This is a genomic window from Streptomyces sp. NPDC059092, assembly GCF_042756365.1.
Taxonomy (GTDB): domain Bacteria; phylum Actinomycetota; class Actinomycetes; order Streptomycetales; family Streptomycetaceae; genus Streptomyces.
In genome coordinates this window covers 1-23282 of sequence record NZ_JBHZEJ010000101.1, presented here as the reverse complement: position 1 = coordinate 23282, position 23282 = coordinate 1, and the positions used below count along the sequence as shown (strand labels likewise).

Genomic DNA, 23282 nt, shown 5'->3' with positions numbered 1-23282 from the left:
GTGTGGTCCGCCCTGGCGCGGACCACACCGGCCCGTCCCATGTGGTCCACGCGAGCGCGGGACCTACTCCAGGGGCAGGAGCGCCAGCGCCTCTTCCAGGTTGTGCTCGGCGATGCCCCGCATCGCCGCCCGGTCGGGGAAGTCACCGTCGAGGAGACGCAGTGGACCGGCCACCAGCGACAGGCGCGTCGCGAGCATGTAGAGGTCGAGTCGCCGCGGATCGAGATCCGGACGGGCCAGTGCGGTGTACCGCTCGCCGAAGCGGAGCCGGAGGAAGACGTGCTCCCATTCGACGTCGAAGTACATCAGGCCCTCGATGTCGATCAGGACGGGATGCCCGTCGGCGTCGACCAGGACATGGTCGGGGCCGAGTTCTCCGTGGATCAGTCCGTACTCCGTGCGCGGGCCCACCCGGTCGGCGAGTTCGCGCAGCCGGTCGCGCAGCGCGTCGCGGACCCGCGCGATCCTGCCGTCGCGTCCCGACGCCTCCTCGACGTCCCGCAGGGCCCTGTCGAGGACCCGTCGCTCGCACGGGAGCTGCGCGCCGGGGCCGCCCCGTTCCGGCAGGTCCACCCTGCCGTAGCGGTGGGCCCGGTGGCGGTGCATCGTCCCGAGCATCCCGGCGAGGATGTCCAGGGCTCCCGCCGCGCGTGCGGGATCGGTCGCGAAGAGCGCTTCGAGCGTGGCGCCGGGGACGTCCTCGACCACCGCGACGTCCGCCGGCCGGCGGCGGCTGTCATCGGCCAGGAGGACGCGCGGGACCCGTACCCCGAGGCCGTCCAGGCTCCGCCGCGCGGTCAGGAACGGGACCAGCCCGGTGGCTGGTGCGAAGGGGTCGGCCGGGTCGGTTTCCCGCGCACCCGGCCAGAAGTTCTCGGCCTCGGCCCATCTGTAGACGATCACACTCGCCGGGCACGTTCCGGTTCCGTCGAGGTGGACGCGGTAGACCCCTTTCTTGCTGCCGCCGCGCAGCCGGTCCACCGCGACAGCGGTGCGTCCGGCCCCCAGTGCGTCCCGCACGAGCTCCGACAGGTCTTCGATGTCCGCGAATTGCCGCATCCGCGGAACCTACTGAAGACGGCGCCGCGCGTGCCACGGGATATCTCCTCCGCCGACCCGCCGCGCCGCGGCGCGCCGCGGCGCCGAGGGGCGCGCCGTACCCCTCACGCAGGGTCGGACAACGGGCCGGACGGATGACACCACAGCATCCTTCCCCTGTACGGGCACGGTCACCCCGCTCTCCGGCACACCACGAGGCGACATCCGTTCCGCCTCCCCTTGGCGCAGTTCCGCTCGCGTCTCCTCCCCGCAGGCCGTAAGACGGAGACTGCGGGCGACGCGCGGAGGAGTGGACCTGGATGCAGATCGTTGTCGACCTCAACCGCTGCCAGGGGTACGCGCAGTGCGCGTTCCTCGCTCCCGAGGTGTTCGAACTGCATGGCGAGGAGGCCCTGATGTTCACGCCCGCCGTCCCCGACGGTCAGCACGAGCGCGTACGCCGGGCCGCGGCGGCCTGCCCGGTGCAGGCCATCCTCGTCGGGGAACGGGCGGGCCACGGTGAACGGTGAACCGAAGCCGGGCCGGATCGTCATCGTCGGGGCTTCGCTGGCCGGTCTGCGGGCCGCCGAGACGCTGCGCGACGAAGGCTTCACCGGATCGCTGACGCTGGTCGGCGAGGAGCCGCGGCCCCCGTACGACAGGCCGCCGCTCTCCAAACAGGTGCTGCTCGGGCGCACCGGAGCGGGGGAGGTCGGGCTGCCGCTCCGCCGTGAGGTGGACGCCCGCTGGAAGCTCGGGGTGCGGGCCGAAGGGGTCGACGCGGTGGAGAAGCGGGTGATCCTCGCCGACGGTGAACGCCTGCCGTACGACCGGCTGCTGATCGCCACCGGGACCCGTGCCCGTGCCTGGCCGAACCCGGTGGAAGCCGGCCTCGACGGCGTACTGACACTGCGTACGAGCGAGGACGCGGCGGAGCTCACGGCGCGGCTCGACGCCGGGCCGCGCCGGGTCCTGGTGATCGGCGCCGGGTTCACCGGCTCGGAGATCGCGTCCGCCTGCCGGGAGCGCGGTCTGGAGGTGACCGTCGCCGAGCGCGGGCCCTCGCCGCTGGTCGGCGCGCTGGGCGGAACGCTCGGCGCGTTCGCCGCCACGTTGCAGCGCGCGCACGGCGTGGATCTGCGCTGCGGTGTGACGGTCACCGCGCTGAAGGGCGGCGACGGACGGTTCACGGGCGCCGAGTTCTCCGACGGCAGCCGGATCGACGCCGATGTCGCCGTGGTGGCCCTGGGCGCCGTCCGTAACACCGAGTGGCTCACCGGATCGGGGCTGGCCGCGGGCACACGGGGGGTCGCGTGCGACGCGGGATGCCGCGCGTTCAACATGTACGGGATCGTCACGGACGATGTGTTCGTCGCCGGCGACGTGGCCCGCTTCCCGCACCCGTTGTTCGAATACCAGATGCTTGCCCTGGAACACTGGGGCAACGCGGTCGCCCAGGCCGAGGTGGCGGCGCACAACATGGTCAGCCCGGGGCCGGACAGGCGCCCGCACCTTGCGGTGCCCGCCTTCTGGTCCAGTCAGTTCGGCCTCAACATCAAGTCCGTCGGCGTGCCGACCTTCTCCGACCATGTGGTCATCGCTCAGGGGTCGCTGCGGGAGGGCCGGCTCGTCGCGGTCTACGGCTACCGGGGTCGGGTCACCGCCGCGGTGAGCGTGAACCGGGCCAAGTGGCTGGAGCACTACCAGCACCTCATCGAGACGGCGGCCCCCTTCCCGCCCGGGCGCGGCGCGGCCGACCGGCCCGAGTCGGCCGCGCCCGTCCCCTCCGACGTGCCGGACCCCCGGATGCTCTCGCACGGGCCGACCGTGGCGCTCACCGGCCATCTCCCGGACCGGCGTCTGACCCTGGTCCGCAACGAACCGCCCTCCGCCGTCACCCACCGTCCATGAGGAGCCCCGCACATGTCCGCGCCCCTGTCCCCGGACACTCTTTTCCAGCGCATCACGGAGTACGCGAACCGCGCCGACCCCTATCCGCTGTACGCGGAACTCCGCGGGAACGGGGTGACACGGCAGGAGGGCGGCAGCTATCTGGTCGGTTCGTACCACGACATCGCCGCGCTGCTCCACGATCCGCGGATCAGCTCGGACAGCCGTAACCGCGCCGACCCGGACACGGTGCCGCTGCTCAGGAGGGGGCCGCAGCCGGCCGCCTTCATCGGCCTCGACGATCCCGAGCACGACCGGCTCCGCCGTATCGCGATGCGGCCTTTCGGGCCGCCCCACTCCCCCGGCCGGATCGACGCCCTGAGCACCGAGATCACCCGGGTCGCGGACGAACTGGCCGACGCCTTCCGGGACAGGGGCCGGGTCGACGTGGTCGAGGACTTCGCCTACCCCCTCCCCGTCACCGTGATCTGCCGGCTGCTGGGGGTGCCGCACGCGGACGTACCCCGGATCCGCGGCTGGACGAACGAGGTCATCGCCAGTGTCGACCCGGCGCCCGGCAAGGACGAGGAGGACCGCCGCGAGGCGGGTCTGCAGGCCCGGCAGGCGATGGGGGCGTACCTCGGGGACCTCGCCGACAAGCGCCGTACCGACCCGTCGGACGACATGCTCTCCGCCCTCGTGCACGACTCAGGGCCCGACGGGCGCCTCACCCGCGGTGAGCTGATGGCGACCGCGACGCTGCTGCTCATCGCCGGGCACGAGACGACGGTCAACCTCATCACCAACGGGGCGCTCACCCTCCTGCGCGACCCCGAAGCCCGCCGGCGCCTGCGCGAGGACCCCGGGCTGATGCCCGGGGCCGTCGAGGAACTTCTGCGCTACGAGCCCCCGGTCCACCTGCTCCCGCAGCGCACGCCGCTCGCCGATGTCGAGGTCTCGGGCGTCACCATCCCCAAAGGCGCCCCGCTGGTCCTCGTCCTCGCCTCCGGCAACCGGGATCCGGAGCGGTTCGACGCACCGGACCGCTTCGACCCGTCCCGCGAGGACAACCAGCACTTCGGTTTCGGCGGCGGCGTCCACAACTGTTTCGGGGCGCCGCTCGCCCGTCTGGAGACCCAACTCGCCCTGCGTACGCTCCTCCCCGGGCTGGAAGGGTTTCAACTGGCCGAGGATCCACCGCCGTACCGCCGCAGCCCCATCCTGCGCGGGCCCCGGCACCTTCGGATCGAGCGCGCGTCAGGTGCGTGACGAACGGTCGCGCAGGCCCGCGTCAGCGGCGTGACGAACGGTCGCGCACGCGACGTCAGGCCGTCGTCAATGGTGCGATGTCGTCCAGCCGGACGACCGTACCCGCGACCCTGGCGCGCTCAGCGGCCCACACCACCCGGTGGGTGGCCAGGCTTTCGGCGGCGTCGGAGCGCAGTGTCGAGGCGTCGCCGGTGGAGACGGCGGTCAGGAAGGCTTCGGTGAGGGCCTCGTCGCCCCCACCGTGGCCGTCCTCGGCGGACGGTCCCGCCGAGGCGCCTCCGTCCGTGTCGGCGTCGACGGTCCGCTCCTCGCCGGTGCGGAAGTCGACCACCCGCAGGGTGTGGCCGTCCCCGTCGATGAAGCCGTGTGTCCCCAGCAGCCGGGTACGGCGGTGCTCCATGGGGGTGAAGGCGCTCATGGTGAAGGAGCAGGTGGCGCCGGAGGGAAACTCCATGTTGACGACCTGGTGATCGACCACGTCGTTGTCGCAGGCGTAGACGCACCGGCCGTACGGTCCCGTGCGGAGCGCGTCGAGCACGGCCCGCTCGGTGTGTTCCTCGGTGACCGCCGACAGCGGCCAGAACTCGTCGTCCGGGTTGCCGAGGCAGCCGAGGTAGAGCCGCTTCGCCGAGTACGGGCAGGTGGGCTCCAGCGGGCAGTCCAGGCACCGGTCCGCCGCTCCCTCCGGCCGGTCCTCGGCACGGAAGTGGGACAGTCCGCCGAAGGAGGTGACGCGGTCGGGCAGTTCGCCGAAGAGATGGATCAGCCAGTCGATGTCGTGGCAGGACTTGGTCAGCAGCATGGGGGCCGAGGTGTCCTGGCGCCGCCAGTTCCCGCGTACGAAGGAGTGGGCGTGGTGCCACCAGCCGACCGGCTCCAGATGCTGGACGCTGACGAGGCGGCCGATGCCGCCGTTCTCCAGCAGCCCGCGCAGGGTCCGGGTGTACGGGGTGTAGCGCAGGACGTGGCAGACGGCCAGCAGGATCTTGTTGCGCTCGGCGGCCTCGGCGATCGCGACGGAGTCCGCCTCGGTGGTGGCCATCGGCTTTTCGAGCAGGATGTGGTAGCCGAGGTCGGCCAGTCGCACCGTGGGGTCGGTGTGCAACTGGTCCTGGGTGGCGACGATCGCGGCGTCGGCCATCCGGGGGTGCCGCGCCAGCTCGGTCCAGTCCGTGTACACCCGCTCGGCGGGCACGCCGAATTCGGCCGCGGCGGCTGCCCTGCGGCGCGGGTCCGGTTCGGCCACGGCGGTCACGCGGCCCAGGCCGGACGCCACCGCGTGACGGGCGTAGGTCTGCCCGCGCAGACCGGAACCGACGAGGGCTAGAGTCACCGCAGACATGGGATCCCCTCCAGGAGTTACGCAGGAGTCCCTTATTATTAGCCGTTTCGCGTGTGACCTCAAGGGTGTGTCATGACCGGAAATCCGGGCGGGGGAGATCTCTCCCAGCTCCGCAGGCTCAACGCGCTGGCCGCGATCGGCGCTCTGCGCGGCGGACCGGCCCTCACCCTCACCGAACTCGCCGGGCGTACGGGCCTGTCGCGCGCGTCCACCGAGGACGTGGTCCGTGAACTGCTGGAGCGCGGCTGGGTGGCGGAAGCCGCGCCGACGGTGGGCACGGTGGGGCGTCCCGCGCGCCGCTACCGCTTCCGCGCGGACGCGGGCCGGGTGCTCGGCGTGGACATCGGCGGCCACAAGGTGCTGGCCCTGGTGGCGGATCTGGACGGCGAGGTCCAGCACAGCGCCCGGGTCTCCGTCACCCCGTCGATGGGGCGCACCGAACGGCTGGCCGCCGTGGACGCGGCCGTCCGCGCGGCGCTGTCCGGGTCGGGTACGGCCGCCACGGGTGTGTGGGTGACCGGGGTCGCCACGACGGGGCTGGTCGACGGGACGGGCCGGGTCATGCTGTCGGAGGCGCTGCCCGAGTGGACGGGGCTCGATGTCGCCGCCCACCTCCGCGCGCTGGTGGCCGGGCCGATCCTGGTGGAGAACGACAGCAAGCTCGCGGCGCTGGCGGAGTCCTGGCGGGGCGTGGCCCGGCACGCCAAGGATGTGGTGTTCCTGCTGGCGGGGCTGCGTACGGGGACCGGCCTGATCATCGACGGGAAGCTCCACCGGGGGTTCGGGAACGCGGCGGGCGAGATCGGGGCGCTGCCCGCGGCCGGCTGGACGCGGGCCCCGGAACATCTGCGGTCCTGGCCGGGCGGCTCCCCCCGCGCCGACGGCGATCCGTACGCGGCCGCGGAGGACGTCTTCGGGGCGGCCCGTGACGGCGACCGCAAGGCCCAGGCCGCCGTACGGCGCTACGTCCGCGACATCGCGGTCGGCGCCTCCGCCCTCGTCCTCACCCTGGATCCCGAACTGGTGGTGATCGGGGGCGGGTTCTCCCGTTCGGCCGACCTCATCGTGGAGCCGCTGCGGCGCGAACTGGACCGCTGGTGCCTCCGTACGCCCGAGGTCAGGGTCTCCGGATTCGGTGACGAGGGGGTCGCTCTGGGTGCGTTGCGGCTCGCGCTGGACCATGTCGACCAGGGCTTGCACGCATCGGGGGAAATCGCCCCGCCCGAGTCCTTCCTGCCGGGCCGCCGCTGACCGGGGGACGGCGCGCCCCGGTCGCGGTGCGATGAGTCCGGGTCGCGGAGGGGTGCGTTTCCGTAACACGATCAGGTCTTGACTTACTTTCCTTGGTCTCCATGATTAGTACAACTTCGCGGCCCTGGCAGATCATTGCGCTGTCCCGGGGGCGGCCGTTGGGCGTGGCGCCGGGTGCGCCTCGTACATGAGGAGGTCCGGTATGAGAAGGTCGGCGCGTTTCTGTGCGGCTGTGCTGGGGGTGGTTCTGGCGGCCTCCGCCTGTTCGAGCGGCGGGGCCTCCGGCAGTGCGGGCGGCGACGACGGGGCGGTGCGGCTCTCGTACGCGGTCTGGGACAACAACCAGAAGAAGGTGCTGGAGGAGCTGGGCCGGGAGTTCACCAGGGCGCACCCGGAGGTGACGGTCCAGGTGCAGCTCACCCCGTGGCCGGACTACTGGAACAAGCTCAAGGCGGCGGTCACCGGCGGTTCCGCGCCCGATGTCTTCTGGATGAACGGCCCCCAGTTCCAGCTCTACGCGTCCAACGGGGTGATCCTCCCGCTGGACGAGGGGTTCGCCGCGGACGAGGTCGATCTCGCCGCCTACCCGAAACCCCTGATGGATCTGTACACCTACGAGGGGAAGCTCTACGGGCTTCCCAAGGACATGGACACGGTCGGCGTCTGGTACAACAAGGCGCTCTTCGACGCCCGGGGGGTCGAACATCCCTCGGCCGACTGGACATGGGCCGACTTCAAGAGCGCGGCGGCCGAGCTGACCGATCCGGAGAAGGGCGTGTACGGCACCGCCGCCGCGCTGACCAGCTTCCAGGAGTACCAGTACAACACCATCGCCCAGGCGGGCGGTTACGTCGTCTCCCCCGACGGCGGGAAGTCCGGCTACGACGATCCGAAGACCGTCGAGGGGCTGCGCTTCTGGACCGATCTGATCGAGCGGAAACTGTCGCCCGATCTGAAGACCATGACCGACACGGCCCCCATCCAACTGTTCGAGGCCGGCAAGATCGCCATGTACTGGGGCGGTTCCTGGAACGCGGGTGAGTTCTCCGCGAACGAGTACACCAAGGACAAGGTCGACGCGGCGCCGCTGCCCCGGGGCGAGAAGCGCGCCAGCATCATCCACGGGGTGGCCAACGTCGTCTCGGCCAAGACGGCGCATCCCCGGGAGGCGACGGAGTTCGTGGAATTCCTCGGCTCCGAGAAGGCGGCGCTCGCCCTCGGCCGCAGTGGTCCACTGCCGGCCCGCGACGGCACCCAGGAGGCGTGGGTGAAGGCGCATCCGCAGTTCACGCTCACGACCTTCCTGGACGCCGTCGACTACGCGGTGCCCTTCCCCGTATCGAAGAACACCGCCGCCTGGAACCAGGCCGAACTCACGTATCTCACCCAGGCGTGGGCCGGTGAGCAGACGGTCGGCGAGGCGTCCACCGCACTCGCGGCGGCGATGAACAACCTGCTCGCCGAGGAGTGAGATGACGATCACCAGCAGACCGGAGACCCCGAGCGGGAAGCCCGCCCCGGCGTCCCGGCGAGAGTCTCCCGCCGGACGGCGCGCGCGTCGGGACCGGACGGTCGAGGCCCTGTGGGGGTACGCGTTCATCGCGCCCGCCGGTCTGGGTCTCGCGGTCTTCTACCTGTGGCCCGTCGTGCAGACCGGCTACTTCTCGTTCACCAAGTGGGGGGCGTTCGGCGGACACACCTGGAGCGGCCTCGACAACTACCACCGTCTCCTGAACGACCCGGAGTTCGGGCAGTCGCTGGTCAACACGGTGCTGTACACCGTGCTGGGGCTGGTCTCGATCCCCCTCGCCATCGTCTTCGCCGCGCTCCTCAACCGGGAGGGGCTGCGCGGTACGGGGATCTACCGCACCCTGTTCTTCCTGCCCGTCGTCACCATGCCGGTGGCCATCGCCATGCTCTGGCGATGGCTGTACAACGGCGACTACGGACTGATCAACCACGTGCTGTCCCTGGTCGGGATCGACGGGCCCAACTGGATAGCCGACCCTGACACCGCGCTGTTCGCGCTGGTCGTGGTGGGCGTCTGGAGCAGCCTCGGCTACAACTTGATCATCTTCCTGGCGGGGATGCAGGCGATCCCCAAGGAGTACTACGACGCCGCCGCCATCGACGGCGCGGGCCCGGTCCGGCAGTTCCTCAGGATCACGGTCCCGCTGATCTCACCCACCGCGTTCTTCGTCTCGGTCGTCTCGGTGATCGGCTCCCTACAGCTCTTCGATCTGGTCTACGTGCTGGTGGGCTCGGGCCAGACCGGGCGGGCGAACCCGGCGTTCCCCCGGCTGGAGACGGTCGTCCAGCTCTTCTACGACCGGGCCTTCGTGACCAACGACCGGGGGTACGCCGCCGCGATCGTGATCGTGCTGCTGTTCATCATCATGGCCCTGACCGCCCTTCAGTTCAGGCTCCAGAAGAGGTGGGTGCACTATGGCTGAGGCCCGTCCGCAAGCCGATCCGTCCCGTTACGGGGCCCGCTCGACGCCCCGGTCGCAGAAGACGCCCCGGTCACGGAAGACGTCCCGGTCACGGAACCGGTCGACGTCCCGGTCGCGGTCGCACATCGGGGTGCACGCCGTGCTGATCCCCGCCTCCCTGGTGATGGTCGCGCCCTTCCTCTGGCAGCTCGTCACCTCGCTGAAGTCCCTCTCCAGCGCGACCCGGGTCCCGCCGTCGCTCCTGCCCGAGGGCCGCTGGGAGAACTACGGTCGGATATTCGAGGTGCTGCCCTTCGGTGACCAGTTCCTCAACACGGCGATGATGGCGGCGGGCCGTACGGCCGGGCAGATCCTGCTCTGTCCACTCGCCGCGTACGCGTTCGCGCGGCTCCGCTTCCCCGGACGCGGGGTGCTGTTCGGGCTCTTCCTGTCGGTCCTGATGGTGCCGCCGCAGCTCTTCATCCTCCCGCAGTACCAGATCATGGCTTCCCTCGGCTGGCTCAACACCCTCCAGGCCATCGTCGTGCCGGGGATGTTCAGCGCGTTCGGTGTCTTCCTCCTGCGGCAGTTCTTCCTCGGCCTGCCCCCTGAGCTGGAGGAGGCGGCACGCCTCGACGGCGCGGGGCCGCTGCGGATCTACTGGTCCGTCATGCTGCCCCTGGCCCGCCCCGGGGTGATCGCCCTCTCCGTACTCGCGGTGCTCTGGTCATGGAACGATCTGTTCTGGCCACTGGTGGTCAACACCGATCCGGAAAAGATGACACTCTCAGCGGGACTGACCACCCTGCAGGGGCAGTTCCAGACCGACTACCCCGTGCTGATGGCCGGCTCCCTGCTCGCCTCCCTGCCCATGATCGCCGTCTTCGTCCTGCTCCAGCGCCAGTTCATCCAGGGGATCGCGCACACCGGCGTCAAGGGCTGACCGGCCGCCTGCCCCGCCTCTCCTGGACCCTCCCCCCCATACTCCCGGCCGTCGTTGACCGGCCGGGCCCTCCACAGGCCCCCCCAAGACAGGAATCACCGCGATGAAGAGACCCATCCTCCGACCGTCGCTCGCCAAGAGCCTCACCGCGATGGGACTGTTGAGCGCGCTGCTCGTCGGCGCCTCCCCCGTCTCCGCCCAGGTCGCCCGGGTGGACGGGGAGAGCGCCACGAGCGCCGCCTCGGTGACGTACCCCCAGACCACCGACACGTTCGCCAACCCCGAGCGCGGCTTCTACCACCACACGGACAGCTGTGACAAGAACGACTTCAGCGCGGCCACCCTGCGGAGTTACCGCACCGACGAGGGCGTGTCCCTGGTGATGTGCGTCTTCTACCTGGCCGAGTTCAAGAACAGCGCCATCAGCCAGAGCGCGCTGGACCGGCTCCAGCGGCAGTTCGCCGCCGTACGGAGTGCCGGCCTCAAGACGATCGTCCGGTTCGCCTACACCGAGTCCACCGACGGCGCCGACGCGCCCAAGGACCGAGTCCTCGCCCATCTGGACCAGCTGGCGCCGTATCTCAGCGCGAACAGCGACGTGATCTACGTCGTGCAGGCCGGCTTCGTCGGCGCCTGGGGAGAGGGGTACTACACCAAGAACTTCGGCGACGCGGGCAATGTGACCACCGCCGACTGGGCCAACCGCAAGGCCGTCGTCGACAAGACGCTCAGCGCGCTGCCGTCGACCCGCATGGTGCAGCTGCGCACGCCCAAGTACAAGCGGACGATGTACGGCACCACCGCGCTGCCGGCCGGCCAGGCGTACAACGGCTCGTCGCTCGCCCGGCTCGGCCACCACAACGACTGCTTCCTCGCCAGCGCCGACGACTACGGCACCTACGAGAACACCGCCGTCGAATACCCCTACCTGGCGGCCGAGACGTCCTATCTCGCGATGGGCGGCGAGACCTGCGGAGTCAACACGCCGCGGACGAGCTGTCCCACCACCCTCTCCGAACTGAAGATGTTCCACTGGTCGTACCTCAACACCGACTACGAGCCGAACGTCATCAGCGGCTGGCGGAGCGGCGGCTGCCTGCCCGAGATCACCCGGAACCTGGGTTACCGGTTCGCGCTGCAGAGCGGGACCTACCCGAGCACGGCGACCCGGGGCGGCTCCCTGCCGGTGAAATTCACCGTCAAGAACGACGGGTTCGCGGCGCCGTTCAATCCGCGGGGCCTCGAACTGGTCCTGCGCAACACCTCCACGTCCCAGGTGTACCGGCTCCCGCTGACCGGTGACCCGCGGAGCTGGACGGCCGGCACCACCACCACGGTCGACCGGAGCGTGACCCTGCCCGCCAATCTGCCGGCGGGCAGCTACAGCATGCTGCTCAACCTTCCCGACCCTCAGCTGTCGCAGCGGCCCGAGTACTCCATCAGGCTCGCCAACCAGGGCACGTGGGAGGCTTCCACCGGTTACAACAACCTGCTGAACACGATCACCGTGAGCTGATCCGCGGCGCTACCCCGGCCGAGGTCGTCAGCGGGCGACCTCGGCTGTCCGACGCCGGCGGCAGCGACGTGCCAGGTCATCGTCGTCGGGCCCGCGTACGACGGGTCGTCGGCCTCGAACACCGCCCGCTGCACCACGCGCCCCGGCGGCACCGGGTCGGCGAACCCGACGTCGACGACATCCGTCCCATCCGAGGTCTTGCCCGGGCTGCCGGCCGGGTCGAGGTAGGTGAGGCCATCCGGAACCCGCCACCGGGCCGCGGATCCCACCGCTCCACCCTGCCGCGCATGCCGTCCGGCGGCAACCAGGCCTCAAGGGACTCCTGGTCGAGGAGCGCGCCGTAGACGGCCGCCGGTGGTGCCGCGATCACCCGGCAGGCGCGGTCGGTCCCGTCCATGGTCCGAGTCGGCAGCGGCGGAGAACAGCCACAGCCTCCCACGGCAGCGGCGACCGGCAGGTCAAGGCCCGTGGCGTCCGGGTCGAGACAGGGTGACGGCGGTGGTGACGGCCGGGCCGGCACCGGTCGCGGTCACCTCACCCCACCGCTCGCTCCCGGGCTGCTGGTTCCAGGACCGGCCTTCGGAGACGGGTCGTGGTCCCGGACGTAGACGGTGACTCTCGCCCCGTTGACATGGGTTGTTCCGTACTCGCGGAAGTGGCGCCGCAGGGTGCTTGTTTTCGCTTCCTCCCGCGGGTTGGTCGGCGCGTGCGCACCCGCCGCGCGGACCGCGACGATCCGGTCGAATTCCAGCATGTGTGCCGCTATGTCCTGGGCGGGAAGCTCAATACCTGCAAGTGTGTTCGACGAAACGGGATCCTGTGCCAGGGCGAGATCCGTCAGGAAACGGGTGTCCTCGGGGTTGGCCGCGGTCAAGATCCGGTGCTGGCCGGAGAGATAGAGCAGCCCGTCGCCGGGACGGCTCTCCCTGCGTACGGTGGCGCCGATGGCGGTGACGTCATTGCTCCGGCTCTGGGGCGTCCTCAGCGAAAGGCTCGGCGGGACGAGCGCGGCCAGTACGGCAACCGCCGCGATCCACGCGTTACGGGAAGACTGCCGCAGCCGGTGGAAGTAGTCCATCCAGGCGCCCAGCAGCAAGGCGACTCCGATATTGCTGTAGAGCACATACCGGTCGACGAAAAGGGGCTTGACCAGTGAGGCGATCAACAGCAGAACGCCCGGAAGCACAAGAATCGGCACAGCCAGCGCGGAAAGCCGCACGGGCACCCTCATTCCCAGGGGCGCTCGGGCACACGCCACGCCCACGACCACCACGATCAGGAAATAATGAAGCCGCACCGGTCCGCCGATCCAGGACACCTGCCCCGACTGCCCCGCACTGCGGATCGCCAGCGGCAACAGCCCGGCCACAACGCCCGCGGCAGCCACACTCCACGCCCTCAGCACCGGTCGTGGAACACGGGAGACGACCAGTGTGACGCCGTGTGCGACCAGGGCGAGGACCGCGAACTCATGGAGCAGACAGGCCAGCAGCATGGTGGAGCCATAGACCGCCCACCGCCACCGGGCGCGACGGGGGACGCTGACCACGAGCGCATAGGTGGCCCAGGTGACCAGGGCACAGACCATGGCGTACGAGCGGCCTTCCTGCGCGTACTTCTGTACCTGGGGAAGGAGCGGAAACACCAGCCCGGCCAGCAGCCCGGCACGGGGTCCCGCCAGGCGTAGCGCCAGAAGCCCGACTCCGCTCGCCGCCACGGACATCGCCAGCACGGACGGCAGCCGCAACGTCAGCAGCCCTCCGCCGAAGAGACCGAAGATCTCATGCATGAGGGTGTAGTGGAGGGCGTGGACCAGATCGACCTGCTGGGCGGTGAGCCATATCTGCGAAAGTTCGCGGTGCGCGAGCTGATAGGTGACGGCCTCGTCCCCCCACATGCTGTTGTCCCTGCGAATACCCCAGAGCCCCAGGGCGATGGTCAGCGACAAGGGCGCGATGACGACAACGGCACCGGTCGGGCCCGGTGATGACCGACGGGCGGGTACGGGAGGGGAGACCGTCCTGGCCACGGCGGGGGCACGATCATCAACGGACATCGGCGACAGGGCCTTTCAGCAGTGGCGAAGACAACTCCGCCAGAGTGCCCGGACCTCGTTGACCGGATGCTGACCCAACCTGACCGGCCGATCAGGAAGGCGGGCCGGCACTGTGCGAGGCTGCACCGCATGCGCATCCTGGTGGTCGAAGACGAGGTGGACCTTGCCCACACCCTGCACACCGGTCTGACCGCCGAGGGCTACAGCGTCGACCTCGCCCATGACGGCCGACAGGGACTGTGGATGGCCCGGACCGGCGAATACGCCCTGGTCGTACTGGACTTGATGCTGCCCGGACTCAACGGCTACAAGGTCTGCGCCCAGTTGCGCCGGGAGGGCAACGCGACCCCCATCCTGGTACTCACCGCCAAGGACGGGGAGTGGGACCAGGCGGAGGCCCTGGACACGGGGGCCGATGACTACCTGGCCAAACCCTTCTCCTACATGGTGCTCGTCGCACGGCTGCGGGCCCTGGTCAGACGAGCCGCCACGGTCGCCCCGCCCGTCCTCGCCGTGGGCGACCTCTCGTTGGACGTCGCCGGCCGGGTCTGCCGCCGGGCCGGGGCCCGGGTGGAACTCACCCCCCGGGAGTTCGCCGTGCTGGAGCTGCTGGCCCGCCGGGCGGGCCAGGCCGTCTCCAAAACGGACCTGCTCTATCACGCGTGGCCCGACGAAGCCCTGGATCCCAACCTGGTGGAAGCGCGCGTCAGCGCACTGCGCAAGAAGGTGGACGCCGCGTTCCACCGGCAGTCCCTGCAGACCGTACGGGGCACCGGCTACCGACTGGTGGACGACCGTGAACGCGACTGAGCCGCGACGCCGCTGGTGGCCGACCGTGAACGCGACCGGGCCACGACGCCGCTGGTGGCCGCGTTCGGTACGGGCCCACACGGCCCTGGCCGCCGCCTCGGCCGCCGCCGTCATCCTGGTCGGCATCGGCTGGTGGGTACACCACGACGTCTACCGCGAGAGCACGCAGATCGCCGAAGGGCAGGCGCAGGCACAATTCCGGGCTCTCGTCGATCAGGTGGAGGAGGGCGTGGTTCCCGTTCGCCGAAGCACTGTGCCGTACGAGGTCGTCGCGACCGACCGCCGCGCCGCTGTCGCCTACGGCGGAGGCATGGAGGAGTTCGATCCCGGCACCCGCCATGTGCTGCCCGCCCCGCCCAAGGCCGAGTTACCCGCCCCACAAGTTGACGAGTCGTCAGGCTGGGGCTATACGAGCACTCCCACGCGCATGCCGTCGCGCCCCGACTCCAAACCCGGGGACCGGTTCGGGAAGGACGGTGGGACCTACCTGGTCATGTACCACGATGTCAGGGCCGATGAACTGAGCAGCGACAGAGTCGCCGCTCTGGGTGTCGCCGCCGACGCCCAACTGCGGGTCTATGTGGTGGCGCTCCCGCACGCAGCCGAGGACATCGCCGAGACAATCACCGAAGCCACCGACCGCCTGCTGCTGCGGGCCGGGCTCGTCGGCCTCGTGCTGATCGCAGCCGTCGCCTACTTCGCCGTCCGCATCGCACTGCGGCCGGTCGAAGCCATCCGCGTCCTCACCGCCTCGGTCACCGCGAGCGACCCCCGCGAACGCGTCACCGTACCCGCCGCCGGACACGAGATCACCGCCCTGGCCAACACCATCAACACCACCCTCCAACGCCTCGACAACGCCGCCGCCCAGCAACGCCGCTTCGTCGCGGACGCCGCCCACGAACTACGCAGCCCCCTCACCACACTCCTGGCCAGCCTGGAAGTCGCGCTCGCCTACCCGGAACGCACCGACTGGCCCGCCGCGGCCACCACCGCCGCACGACAGACCCGCCGCCTCCAGGCCCTCACCGAAGACCTGCTGCTCCTCGCCCGCCTCGACACCCGCACCCCCACGGCCGGCCCCGAAACCACCGACCTGACAGCCCTCGCCTCCCGGCTCATCGAGCAATACCCCCTCACCGACAGACCGTTGACCCTCACCTGCGACAGCACCGCCCCCGCCCACGCACACGGAACCCCCGACGCATACGAACGACTCCTGCGCAACCTCATCGACAACGCCGCCCGACACGCCGCACACCGCATCCAGATCACCATCCGAAACCAGGACCCCTGGATCATCCTCACCGTGCACGACGACGGACCCGGCATACCCACCGAAGACGCCGAACGCATCTTCGAACGCTTCGTCCGACTCGACGACGCCCGCTCCCGCGACCAAGGCGGCACCGGCCTCGGCCTCGCCATCGCCCGCGACCTGGCCCACCGCCACCGAGGCACCCTCACCCTCACCCCCCGGACCCTCGGAGCATGCTTCCAGCTACGCCTTCCCCGAGCCCCCACCCCGGCCGAGAAATGACGTACTTCACCGCGGCAGCCCTTCGGAACCGGAAGACCACCGGATGACCGCGCCCACCGCCACTGCCGCGGAAACTTTGATCCACTTCAAGATGGCGGCAGCTCGGTGAACGCGCGGGCTGCCGCCCGCAGCTCGTCCCGCCCCAGGTCGGCGTAGTCCGACACCGCGTGGCCGTACGCCGCCCGGTCGGGGGAAGGCGGGGCGGCACGGGGGCGTCCCGCGCGGTCACCCCTCCGGCCCCGCGATCGTGATGTCCCGGAATTCCACCCGCGCGTCCTCGGTGTAGCCGCCCACACTGCCCGCCGTGTACGGGCGTTCGGTGTCGGTGAACGCGACCACCTCACGGCCGTCCACCACCACCGTCATCCGCGGGCCGTACTGCCGCACCCGGATGTCCGACCAGTCGCCGACGGCGAACCGCGGTGTACCGGTGGCCAGGAACCGCTGTCCTCCCCGGTATTCGGGGTCCCGCTTGCCCAGCTCCCAGCCGTTGGGTTTGAGCGCCAGGTAGTAGAAGTGTTCCGGGTCGGTGTAGGCCCAGACGAGCCACGCCACTTCCCAGGGGTTGGGTTCCGGTGTGCGCAGCTGCTCGACCGTGCGCATCCGCGCCCGGAAGTCCAGCTGTCCGTACCGTGCGGTGGAGACGACCAGGCAGGCGTGGGTACGGTCGCGCTCGCGGGCCGCGCGCGGGGTGAGGTCGAGTTCGTCCACCCCGCCGGTGTTGCCCCCGTAGCCGTGGAACACCGAACGCCAGGGGCCGTGCACCGTTCCGTCCTGCCAGGACTCGGCGGACGTGGTCCGGCGCTCCTCGTCCCACAGGCCCGCCATCACCAGGCCGCCGGTCGCCAGGACGACGACCGCCAGCACCAGGCCTCCGGCCCAACGCCAGTCGTGCCACTGCCGGTTGCCCGGGTTCCGGTCGCTCCACCGCACGGTCCTCATGCCGCCGGATCGTACGTGCCGGCCAGGATGCCGCGCCCCGGTGCGGTTCCGCCGCCGAAGTCCTCGGTCAGCCGGGCGACGATACGGTCGGCGGCCCGGCCGTCGCCGAACGGGTTGCCCGCTCCCGCCATCCGCCGGTACTCCTCCGCGTCGTCCAGCAGGTGACCGGCGGCGGCCAGGATCGTGTCCGGATCCGTGCCCACCAGCCGGGCGGCCCCGACCTCCACCGCCTCCGGGCGTTCGGTGGTGGTCCGCAGCACCAGGGTGGGCTTGCCTAGGCTCGGGGCCTCCTCCTGCAACCCGCCGGAATCGGTCAGGACGAGGTCGCAGGCGGCCAGGGTGGCGGCGAAGTCCAGGTAGTCGAGCGGGTCGATCACCCGCACCCCCGGGTGACCGGCCAACTCGGGTAAGAGGGCCTCACGTACCGCCGGGCTGCGGTGCAGCGGCAGGACGATCTCCACATCGCCCCGGTCGGCCAGGCGGCGCAGCGCGGCGCCCATCGCACGCATGCGGTCCCCCTGGTTCTCCCGGCGGTGCAGGGTCAGGAGTACCCGCCGGTCGTCGGTGCGGAACGCGCTGCGCCCCGCGCCTTCCGCCAGCACCCACAGCAGGTTGTCGACCACGGTGTTGCCCGTGGTCATCACCTGCTCGTCGGGGATGCCCTCGGCCCGCAGATGGCCGGCGGAACGGGTGGTGGGGGCGAAGTGCCAGCGGGCCATCCGGCCGATCAGCCGGCGGTTCAGCTCCTCGGGGAACGGGTTGTCCAGCACGCCGGTGCGCAGGCCCGCCTCGACATGGGCCACGGGGGTGCGCTCGTAGAAGGCGGCCAGCGCGCCGCACAGCGCCGTGGTGGTGTCGCCCTGGACCACCACGAGTTCGGGGCGTTCGGTCCTGATCACCGTGGCGAGCCCGTCCACCAGCCGGGCGGTCAGCTCGGAGAGCCGCTGCCTCTCACGCATCACCGCCAGGTCGGTCTTCACCCCGACTCCGAGCAGACCGAGCATCTGCTGCAGCATCTCGCGGTGCTGGCCGGTGGTCACCACCATCGGCTGGAAGAGCGTGGAGGCGGCCATCGCCCGGACCACCGGGGCCAGTTTGATCGCCTCCGGCCGGGTGCCGAGCACGAGCATGGTGCGTACGGTCCCGGGCGGGCCGGGCCTGTCGTCCGGGGCGGCCGTCGCGTCCGGGGCGGCCGTGGAGGGGGACAGGGGTCTGCCTGATCTGGACATGGGTCTCCCTTGGCTGGGCGAGCGGAAGGAGCACGAACGGTACGGATGGCACGGGTGGCACGGGTGGCGCCGGTGGCACGAGAAACACTGGTGCTGCTGGTGACACGGGGAAGAGCTGGTGGCTCGGCGTACGGTGCTCGGTCGGTCAGGCGCGGTGCGGTACGTGGTTCAACTGCGGGCGGTCTTGAGCCAGGTCCGTTTGCCGGTGACGGTCCGCCACAGCCCCATCCAGCCGGACGCGAACCATATGTAGCCGTAGATCACGAAGACGTGCCCGAGCAGTGCGGCGCGGAGCGCGCCGAGCGACCGCTCGCGCCGCCGGTAGACGAAGCCGTAGATCCAGGCCGCGGTGAACGACAGCAGGTACGGGCCGAGGAACCACATCGTGGAGACCTGTGCGTGGCCGGTCATGAGGGACCCGGCGATCGTGCCGGCCACGGCGACCAGGAAGGACAGCGGCAGCAGCGAGGTGAGCAGGATCAGCACCGGGCTGGACAGGTGGTAGATCAGGTCCATCGCCGCCCGTCCTGGAACGTCGCGCAGTATCAGCGGCACCAGGTTGGCGGACTGGAGGTGCCCCTGGAACCAGCGGGACCGCTGGCGGATCAGCCGCCGCAGGTTCAGCACGGCCTGCTGGGAGACGGCCGCCGTGGTGCAGTGCTGGTTGGTCCAGCCGCGTGCGATCAGCCGCACCCCGAGGTCCAGGTCCTCGGTGAGGCTGTCGCTCCACGGGTTCTCGCCCAGCGAGTCGAGCGCGGACAGCCGCATGAACTGTCCGTTGCCGCCCATCCCGACACTGCCGATGAAGCGGCGGGCGCTCTGGAATATGTCGCCGTAGACGACGAACTCCATGTCCTGCAGCCGGGCCAGCAGGCCCTCCCGCCGGTTGTACATCCGGACGCCGATCTGGGTGGCCCCGGTCATCGGGTCGTTGAAGAACGGGTCGACCGCGTCGATGACGTGCTGGTCCAGCCTGCCGTCGGCGTCGACGACACAGACGATCACATCACCCGGGTCCCGGTCGCCGAGGAGGCCCGAGGCGCGCAGCAGCCGTACACCGTCGTTGAGCGCCGCGCCCTTGCCGAGCCGGGCGTTGGGCAGCCGGCGCTGGTGGAGCCAGACCCGTTCGGGGTCCGCGGACCGCGCTATCTCGGGTGTCCGGTCGTCGGAGCCGTCGTCGATGACCAGGGCGACGCAGTTCCCGGCGGGCAGGGCGGTTATGCGCGCGAGGCTTTCGGCCAGCACCATCTCCTCGTTGAGACAGGCGAGGAGAAAGACGTAGAAGCGCTGCTCGCCGGAGTCGGGGCGGTACGGCACCTGACGGCGGGAAAGCAGGAAGAGCGCGAAGTTGTACGTGCCCGCCATCGCGATGAGGGCGATGCTGGCCCATATCAGGACCTCCCCGATCACGACCGGTCCACCGCGGTCCGGTCGTGCACCGCCGGCCCACCACGATCAGCCGCTGGGAGCCCGGAACGTAATCGCAAACGAGCCACCAACAGGCCGAAAACAATCAGGCAGTACAACAGGAAACCCGCCCCGGCCGCCGCCTGCAAAGCTCTGGCCAGCGGAATTCCAGGCATAGCCTCAGGCGCAGCCGCCAGGCCCACCAAGGGCAGGGCTGAGCCCAAAACAGACCTACCATACATCGGTCCCCCACATTCAACTCGGCGCAGGAGTGGCGGGCGCTCCCCAACGGAACCGCCTCTGCGCGCTTACGGAAAGTACCAGACGCATCACCCTCGCAGCACCCCCGGGGGAGGACTCTTCGGCCGCAATCACATGTCTGGATTCTCTCCCCAGAGGCCCCATTGACAGTCGGTGGGAATGGTCAGAAGAATCACCGGCCTGTCGAGCTCATTAATCCCGCCTGTGGAATTGCACGACGGGCCGGACAGGATCATCGCATCGATTGTCGGCCATGATCCGCCGATGCCTCAGCTCCTTGTTCCACGTAATGCGGGGCCCAATCGAGGGGGGTACAAAGCATGAGTGAACCCTGGAGAAGAGCACGGTCGGCCTGGCTGGCCGTGATCGCTCTCGCGATCGCCGCCTTGGTCGGCGGCGGCCTGCTGGCACCGGCGACCGCAGCCGGCCGGGACGGCCGTGGGGACGCCGACCGGTCGTCGGCGCACGGCTCCTCCACCGGTGTGCGCGCCGACGAACTCAAGGGCTGGGCGGCGGCGCAGCGCTCCGCCGACGCGGAACGGCGGGCCGCCAAGAGCGCCAGGCCCACCACCGAGAACCGGTCACCGGAGCTGTCGAAGCGCCTGGCGTCGGCCACCGGCCGGCAGGCCCGTACCGCACCGCTCGCCGCCGAGCCCGGCGAGGCGAAGACCCTGGTCCTGTACGACACCGCGGGCCCGTTCGGGCACCTCGGTGAGCTGTACGCGATGGGCGTGGCGAACCTCGGCGGCCACTTCGGCACCGTGACCGCCAAGCCGGTCCAGGAGTACACACCGGGGCTGATCGAGGCCTACGACGCCACTGTGTACATCGGCTCCACGTACTACAGCGAGGAGATCCCCGACGCCGTGCCGGAGGACTTCTACCTCGACACACTGCTGTCCGAGCGGCCGGTGATCTGGATCGGCGAGAACATCTGGAACATGGCGAACTCCATCAGTCTCCAGGAGTTCCAGTACCGGTACGGCTGGGACCCGACGTCCTCCTTCTACGAGACGGACGGCAGCGTCGGCCAGATCTCCCGGGTCGACTACAAGGGCCAGCAGCTCACGCGTAAGATCCCGGCGGGCCAGGACGCGGGGGTGCTGCACCCCCACATCACGGCCGCGGCGGGCGATCCGCAGGTGACCACGGTGGCCCAGGCGGTGGACACGGCCGGGGGCACGACGAAGACCTCACCGTGGGCGATCCGTTCGGGCAATCTGACCTACATCGGTGAGATCCCCTTCACCTATGTATCCGAGACCGACCGGATTCTCGCCTTCCAGGACATGCTGTTCGACGCGCTGGCCCCCCAGACGGCCGAGCAGCACCGTGCCATGGTGCGTCTGGAGGACATCACTCCGCTGTCCGACGCCACCAGCATGCGGGCGATCGCCGACTACCTGAAGTCGAAGAACATCCCGTACGGCATCAACGTCATCCCGGTGTACAGCGACCCCAAGGGCGTACAGAACAACGGCGTGGCGCGCACCGTCCGGCTCTCGCAGCGGCCGGCGCTGGTGAACACCCTCAAGTACATGCTGGCCAACGGCGCGGTGCTGATGGACCACGGCTACACCCATCAGTACGGGAACGCGGACAACCCGTACAACGGCCTGAGCGCCGACGACTTCGAGTTCTTCCGGGCCCATGTGGACGCCACCGACACGGTGATCTACGACGGTCCCGCGACGGAGGACTCCGCCGAGTGGGCGCAGGGCCGGGTCACCGCCGCACTCGCCGAGTTCGCCCGGGTCGGTCTCCCCACGCCCAGGCTGTGGGTCACCCCGCACTACGCGGCCTCGGCCACCGACTACCGGGTGTTCGCGCAGAACTTCGCGGCCAGGATGGAGCGTCCCCTGTACTTCGCGGGAACGCTGTCCGGCGAACCGTCCGATTCCAGCCGCTACCTCGGGCAGTTCTTCCCGTACCCCGTCACCGATGTCTACGGCACGAAGGTGCTCCCGGAGAACCTGGGCAGCTACGAGCCGGACGCCCACAACAACAACCCGCCCCGGCTGGCGGCCGACCTGGTCAAGAACGCCAAGGCCAATCTCGCCGTGCGGGACGGCTTCGCCAGCTTCTACTACCACCCCTACCAGCCGGTGGAGCCGCTGAAGGAGACCGTCGAGGGCATTCTGGCGCTCGGCTACACCTTCGTCAGCCCGGAGAGCCTGATCTGATCCGGCCCACTCCCGTACCACGTACCCCGTAGCACCGTTCACACCCCGTGCCGTTCGGGCCCTGCCCGAGGAAGGCTTGTTCCGATGAGAGCGCTGAGGCGGACGACCGCGACCCTGGCGGCGACGGCGACCGCCGCCGTCGCCGTACTGACGGGTTGCTCGGCGGGTGGGGACAGCCCTCCCGAGCAGCGGATCCGCGGCATCACCCTGCCCGCCTGGGACACCGGGGACTACGGCCGGTCCGAAGCACCGGGCTATCTGCGGCAGATCGCCGGCACCGGCGCCCGGTGGGTGGTGTTCACCCCCACCTGGTACCAGGACGGAACCGGCCGGTCCACGATGCGTCCCACCGAGGAGACGGCGGACGACGCCGGGGTGCGCCGGATCGTCGGCCTGGCCCACGCCGCCGGGCTCAAGGTGATGCTCAAACCGCATGTGGACCTGGTGAACGGCGAGGACCGGGCCGACATCCGGCCCACCGACAAGGACGCCTGGTTCACCGCGTACGAACGCTTCATCACCCATTACGCGCGGCTGGCCACGGAGTTGGACGTGGAGCAGTTCGCGGTCGGTACGGAGCTGGCCGGCACCTCCGGCGAACGTCGGCGCTGGCGGGCCGTGATCGCCGCGGTGCGTGACACCTACGACGGCACCCTGACCTACGCCGCCAACTACGACGAGTACGCCAGCATCCGGTTCTGGACATCTCTCGACCTGATCGGCATCGACGCCTACTGGCCGCTGGCCAAGTCCGCCACGACCGATCCGGCGCGGCTGGCGAAGGGTTGGCGGCCGATCGTCGCCGAACTCGCCGCGTTCGCCGCGCGGCAGGACAGAAAGATCCTGTTCACCGAGGCCGGTTACGTCAGCCAGCACGGAACCGCCGCGGAGCCGTACTCCTGGACCGTCAGTGAGCGCGCCGGGGCCGACGAGCAGGCGGCGGCCTACGAGGCCCTGCTGACCGCCTTCGACGACGAGCCGTGGTGGGCCGGAGTGTGCTGGTGGATGTGGGACGACTGGCCGGACAGCGGCGAGACGGAGCGGCGGCTGGCCTACACCCCGCACGGCAAACCCGCCGAGCAGGTGCTGCGGAGCTGGTGGCGGCGGTGAGGCGGGCGGGCCCCCCCCCGCGAGGGCGGGGCCCCCCCCCGCCCCCCCCCGCGGGCCCCCCCC

19 protein-coding genes and 1 pseudogene are annotated in these 23282 nt (G+C 70.4%); 12 read left to right on the top strand and 8 right to left on the bottom strand.

The annotated features are described in order from the left end of the window. Positions 1–63: 63 nt before the first annotated feature. Entirely contained in the window at positions 64–1059 is a 996-nt protein-coding gene (locus ACFXPL_RS34970; protein ID WP_384927191.1) for a phosphotransferase family protein, read from the bottom strand. Between the two features lie 299 nt (positions 1060–1358). Here ACFXPL_RS34970 and ACFXPL_RS34965 point away from each other — a divergent pair, with 299 nt between their 5' ends. From ACFXPL_RS34965 to ACFXPL_RS34955, 3 genes are read left to right on the top strand one after another with little or no spacing between them, the layout of a single operon-like run. After that, on the top strand, positions 1359–1568 hold the full coding sequence (locus tag ACFXPL_RS34965) for a ferredoxin (protein WP_384927190.1): 210 nt from the start codon (positions 1359–1361) through the stop codon (positions 1566–1568). After that, positions 1558–2949 carry an NAD(P)/FAD-dependent oxidoreductase gene (locus ACFXPL_RS34960; protein ID WP_384927189.1) on the top strand — a complete coding sequence of 464 codons (1392 nt, stop codon included), beginning with the start codon at positions 1558–1560 and terminating at the stop codon, positions 2947–2949. The genes ACFXPL_RS34965 and ACFXPL_RS34960 overlap by 11 nt, the downstream gene beginning before the upstream one ends. Positions 2950–2973: 24 nt before the next feature. Then, positions 2974–4197, top strand: a complete 1224-nt coding sequence (locus ACFXPL_RS34955; RefSeq protein ID WP_384927194.1) for a cytochrome P450 — start codon at positions 2974–2976, stop codon at positions 4195–4197. A 55-nt stretch (positions 4198–4252) separates the two neighbouring features. Here ACFXPL_RS34955 and ACFXPL_RS34950 read toward each other — a convergent pair whose 3' ends face one another. Beyond that, entirely contained in the window at positions 4253–5539 is a 1287-nt protein-coding gene (locus tag ACFXPL_RS34950; protein WP_384927188.1) for a Gfo/Idh/MocA family protein, read from the bottom strand. Positions 5540–5611: 72 nt separating this feature from the next. On the opposite strand from ACFXPL_RS34950, the gene ACFXPL_RS34945 reads away from it, so the two are divergent. From ACFXPL_RS34945 to ACFXPL_RS34925, 5 genes are all read left to right on the top strand, one after another. Beyond that, the gene (locus tag ACFXPL_RS34945) at positions 5612–6790 is read left to right on the top strand and encodes an ROK family protein (RefSeq protein WP_384927187.1); all 1179 of its coding nucleotides are present in this window, start codon (positions 5612–5614) and stop codon (positions 6788–6790) included. Between the two features lie 202 nt (positions 6791–6992). After that, positions 6993–8261, top strand: a complete 1269-nt coding sequence (locus ACFXPL_RS34940) for an ABC transporter substrate-binding protein (RefSeq protein ID WP_384927186.1) — start codon at positions 6993–6995, stop codon at positions 8259–8261. A 1-nt stretch (position 8262) separates the two neighbouring features. After that, positions 8263–9243, top strand: coding sequence for a carbohydrate ABC transporter permease (locus ACFXPL_RS34935; RefSeq protein WP_384927185.1), 981 nt, complete (start codon positions 8263–8265; stop codon positions 9241–9243). A 139-nt stretch (positions 9244–9382) separates the two neighbouring features. Beyond that, the gene (locus ACFXPL_RS34930) at positions 9383–10165 is read left to right on the top strand and encodes a carbohydrate ABC transporter permease (protein WP_384927184.1); all 783 of its coding nucleotides are present in this window, start codon (positions 9383–9385) and stop codon (positions 10163–10165) included. Positions 10166–10268: 103 nt separating this feature from the next. Further along, entirely contained in the window at positions 10269–11681 is a 1413-nt protein-coding gene (locus ACFXPL_RS34925; RefSeq protein ID WP_384927183.1) for a DUF4832 domain-containing protein, read from the top strand. On the opposite strand, the gene ACFXPL_RS34920 is transcribed toward ACFXPL_RS34925, so the two are convergent. From ACFXPL_RS34920 to ACFXPL_RS34910, 3 genes and pseudogenes are all read right to left on the bottom strand, one after another. Continuing rightward, positions 11645–11950 carry a hypothetical protein gene (locus ACFXPL_RS34920; RefSeq protein WP_384927195.1) on the bottom strand — a complete coding sequence of 102 codons (306 nt, stop codon included), beginning with the start codon at positions 11948–11950 and terminating at the stop codon, positions 11645–11647. The two genes, ACFXPL_RS34925 and ACFXPL_RS34920, sit on opposite strands and share 37 nt — an antisense overlap. Positions 11951–11955: 5 nt before the next feature. Then, positions 11956–12078 (bottom strand): annotated as a pseudogene (locus ACFXPL_RS34915) (ATPase); the annotation flags it as partial. Positions 12079–12210: 132 nt separating this feature from the next. Further along, positions 12211–13737, bottom strand: a complete 1527-nt coding sequence (locus ACFXPL_RS34910) for a hypothetical protein (RefSeq protein WP_384927182.1) — start codon at positions 13735–13737, stop codon at positions 12211–12213. 129 nt (positions 13738–13866) lie between these two features. Here ACFXPL_RS34910 and ACFXPL_RS34905 point away from each other — a divergent pair, with 129 nt between their 5' ends. Further along, positions 13867–14547 (top strand): response regulator transcription factor, encoded by a 681-nt coding sequence (locus ACFXPL_RS34905; RefSeq protein WP_384927181.1) that lies wholly within the window; start codon positions 13867–13869, stop codon positions 14545–14547. Between the two features lie 25 nt (positions 14548–14572). Then, positions 14573–16087, top strand: coding sequence for a sensor histidine kinase (locus ACFXPL_RS34900; RefSeq protein WP_384927193.1), 1515 nt, complete (start codon positions 14573–14575; stop codon positions 16085–16087). 225 nt (positions 16088–16312) lie between these two features. On the opposite strand, the gene ACFXPL_RS34895 is transcribed toward ACFXPL_RS34900, so the two are convergent. The 3 genes from ACFXPL_RS34895 to ACFXPL_RS34885 form a co-directional block, all read right to left on the bottom strand. After that, on the bottom strand, positions 16313–17029 hold the full coding sequence (locus ACFXPL_RS34895) for a family 16 glycoside hydrolase (protein ID WP_384927180.1): 717 nt from the start codon (positions 17027–17029) through the stop codon (positions 16313–16315). Next, positions 17026–18159 carry a non-hydrolyzing UDP-N-acetylglucosamine 2-epimerase gene (gene wecB, locus ACFXPL_RS34890; RefSeq protein ID WP_384927192.1) on the bottom strand — a complete coding sequence of 378 codons (1134 nt, stop codon included), beginning with the start codon at positions 18157–18159 and terminating at the stop codon, positions 17026–17028. Before wecB ends, ACFXPL_RS34895 begins: the two co-directional genes overlap by 4 nt. 267 nt (positions 18160–18426) lie before the next feature. Continuing rightward, entirely contained in the window at positions 18427–19668 is a 1242-nt protein-coding gene (locus ACFXPL_RS34885; RefSeq protein ID WP_384927179.1) for a glycosyltransferase family 2 protein, read from the bottom strand. Between the two features lie 578 nt (positions 19669–20246). Between ACFXPL_RS34885 and ACFXPL_RS34880 the strand changes: the two genes are divergently transcribed. Both ACFXPL_RS34880 and ACFXPL_RS34875 read left to right on the top strand, forming a co-directional pair. Next, the gene (locus tag ACFXPL_RS34880; protein ID WP_384927178.1) at positions 20247–22109 is read left to right on the top strand and encodes a DUF2334 domain-containing protein; all 1863 of its coding nucleotides are present in this window, start codon (positions 20247–20249) and stop codon (positions 22107–22109) included. A gap of 84 nt (positions 22110–22193) precedes the next feature. After that, positions 22194–23219, top strand: coding sequence for a glycoside hydrolase family 113 (locus tag ACFXPL_RS34875; RefSeq protein ID WP_384927177.1), 1026 nt, complete (start codon positions 22194–22196; stop codon positions 23217–23219). Positions 23220–23282: the final 63 nt, after the last annotated feature.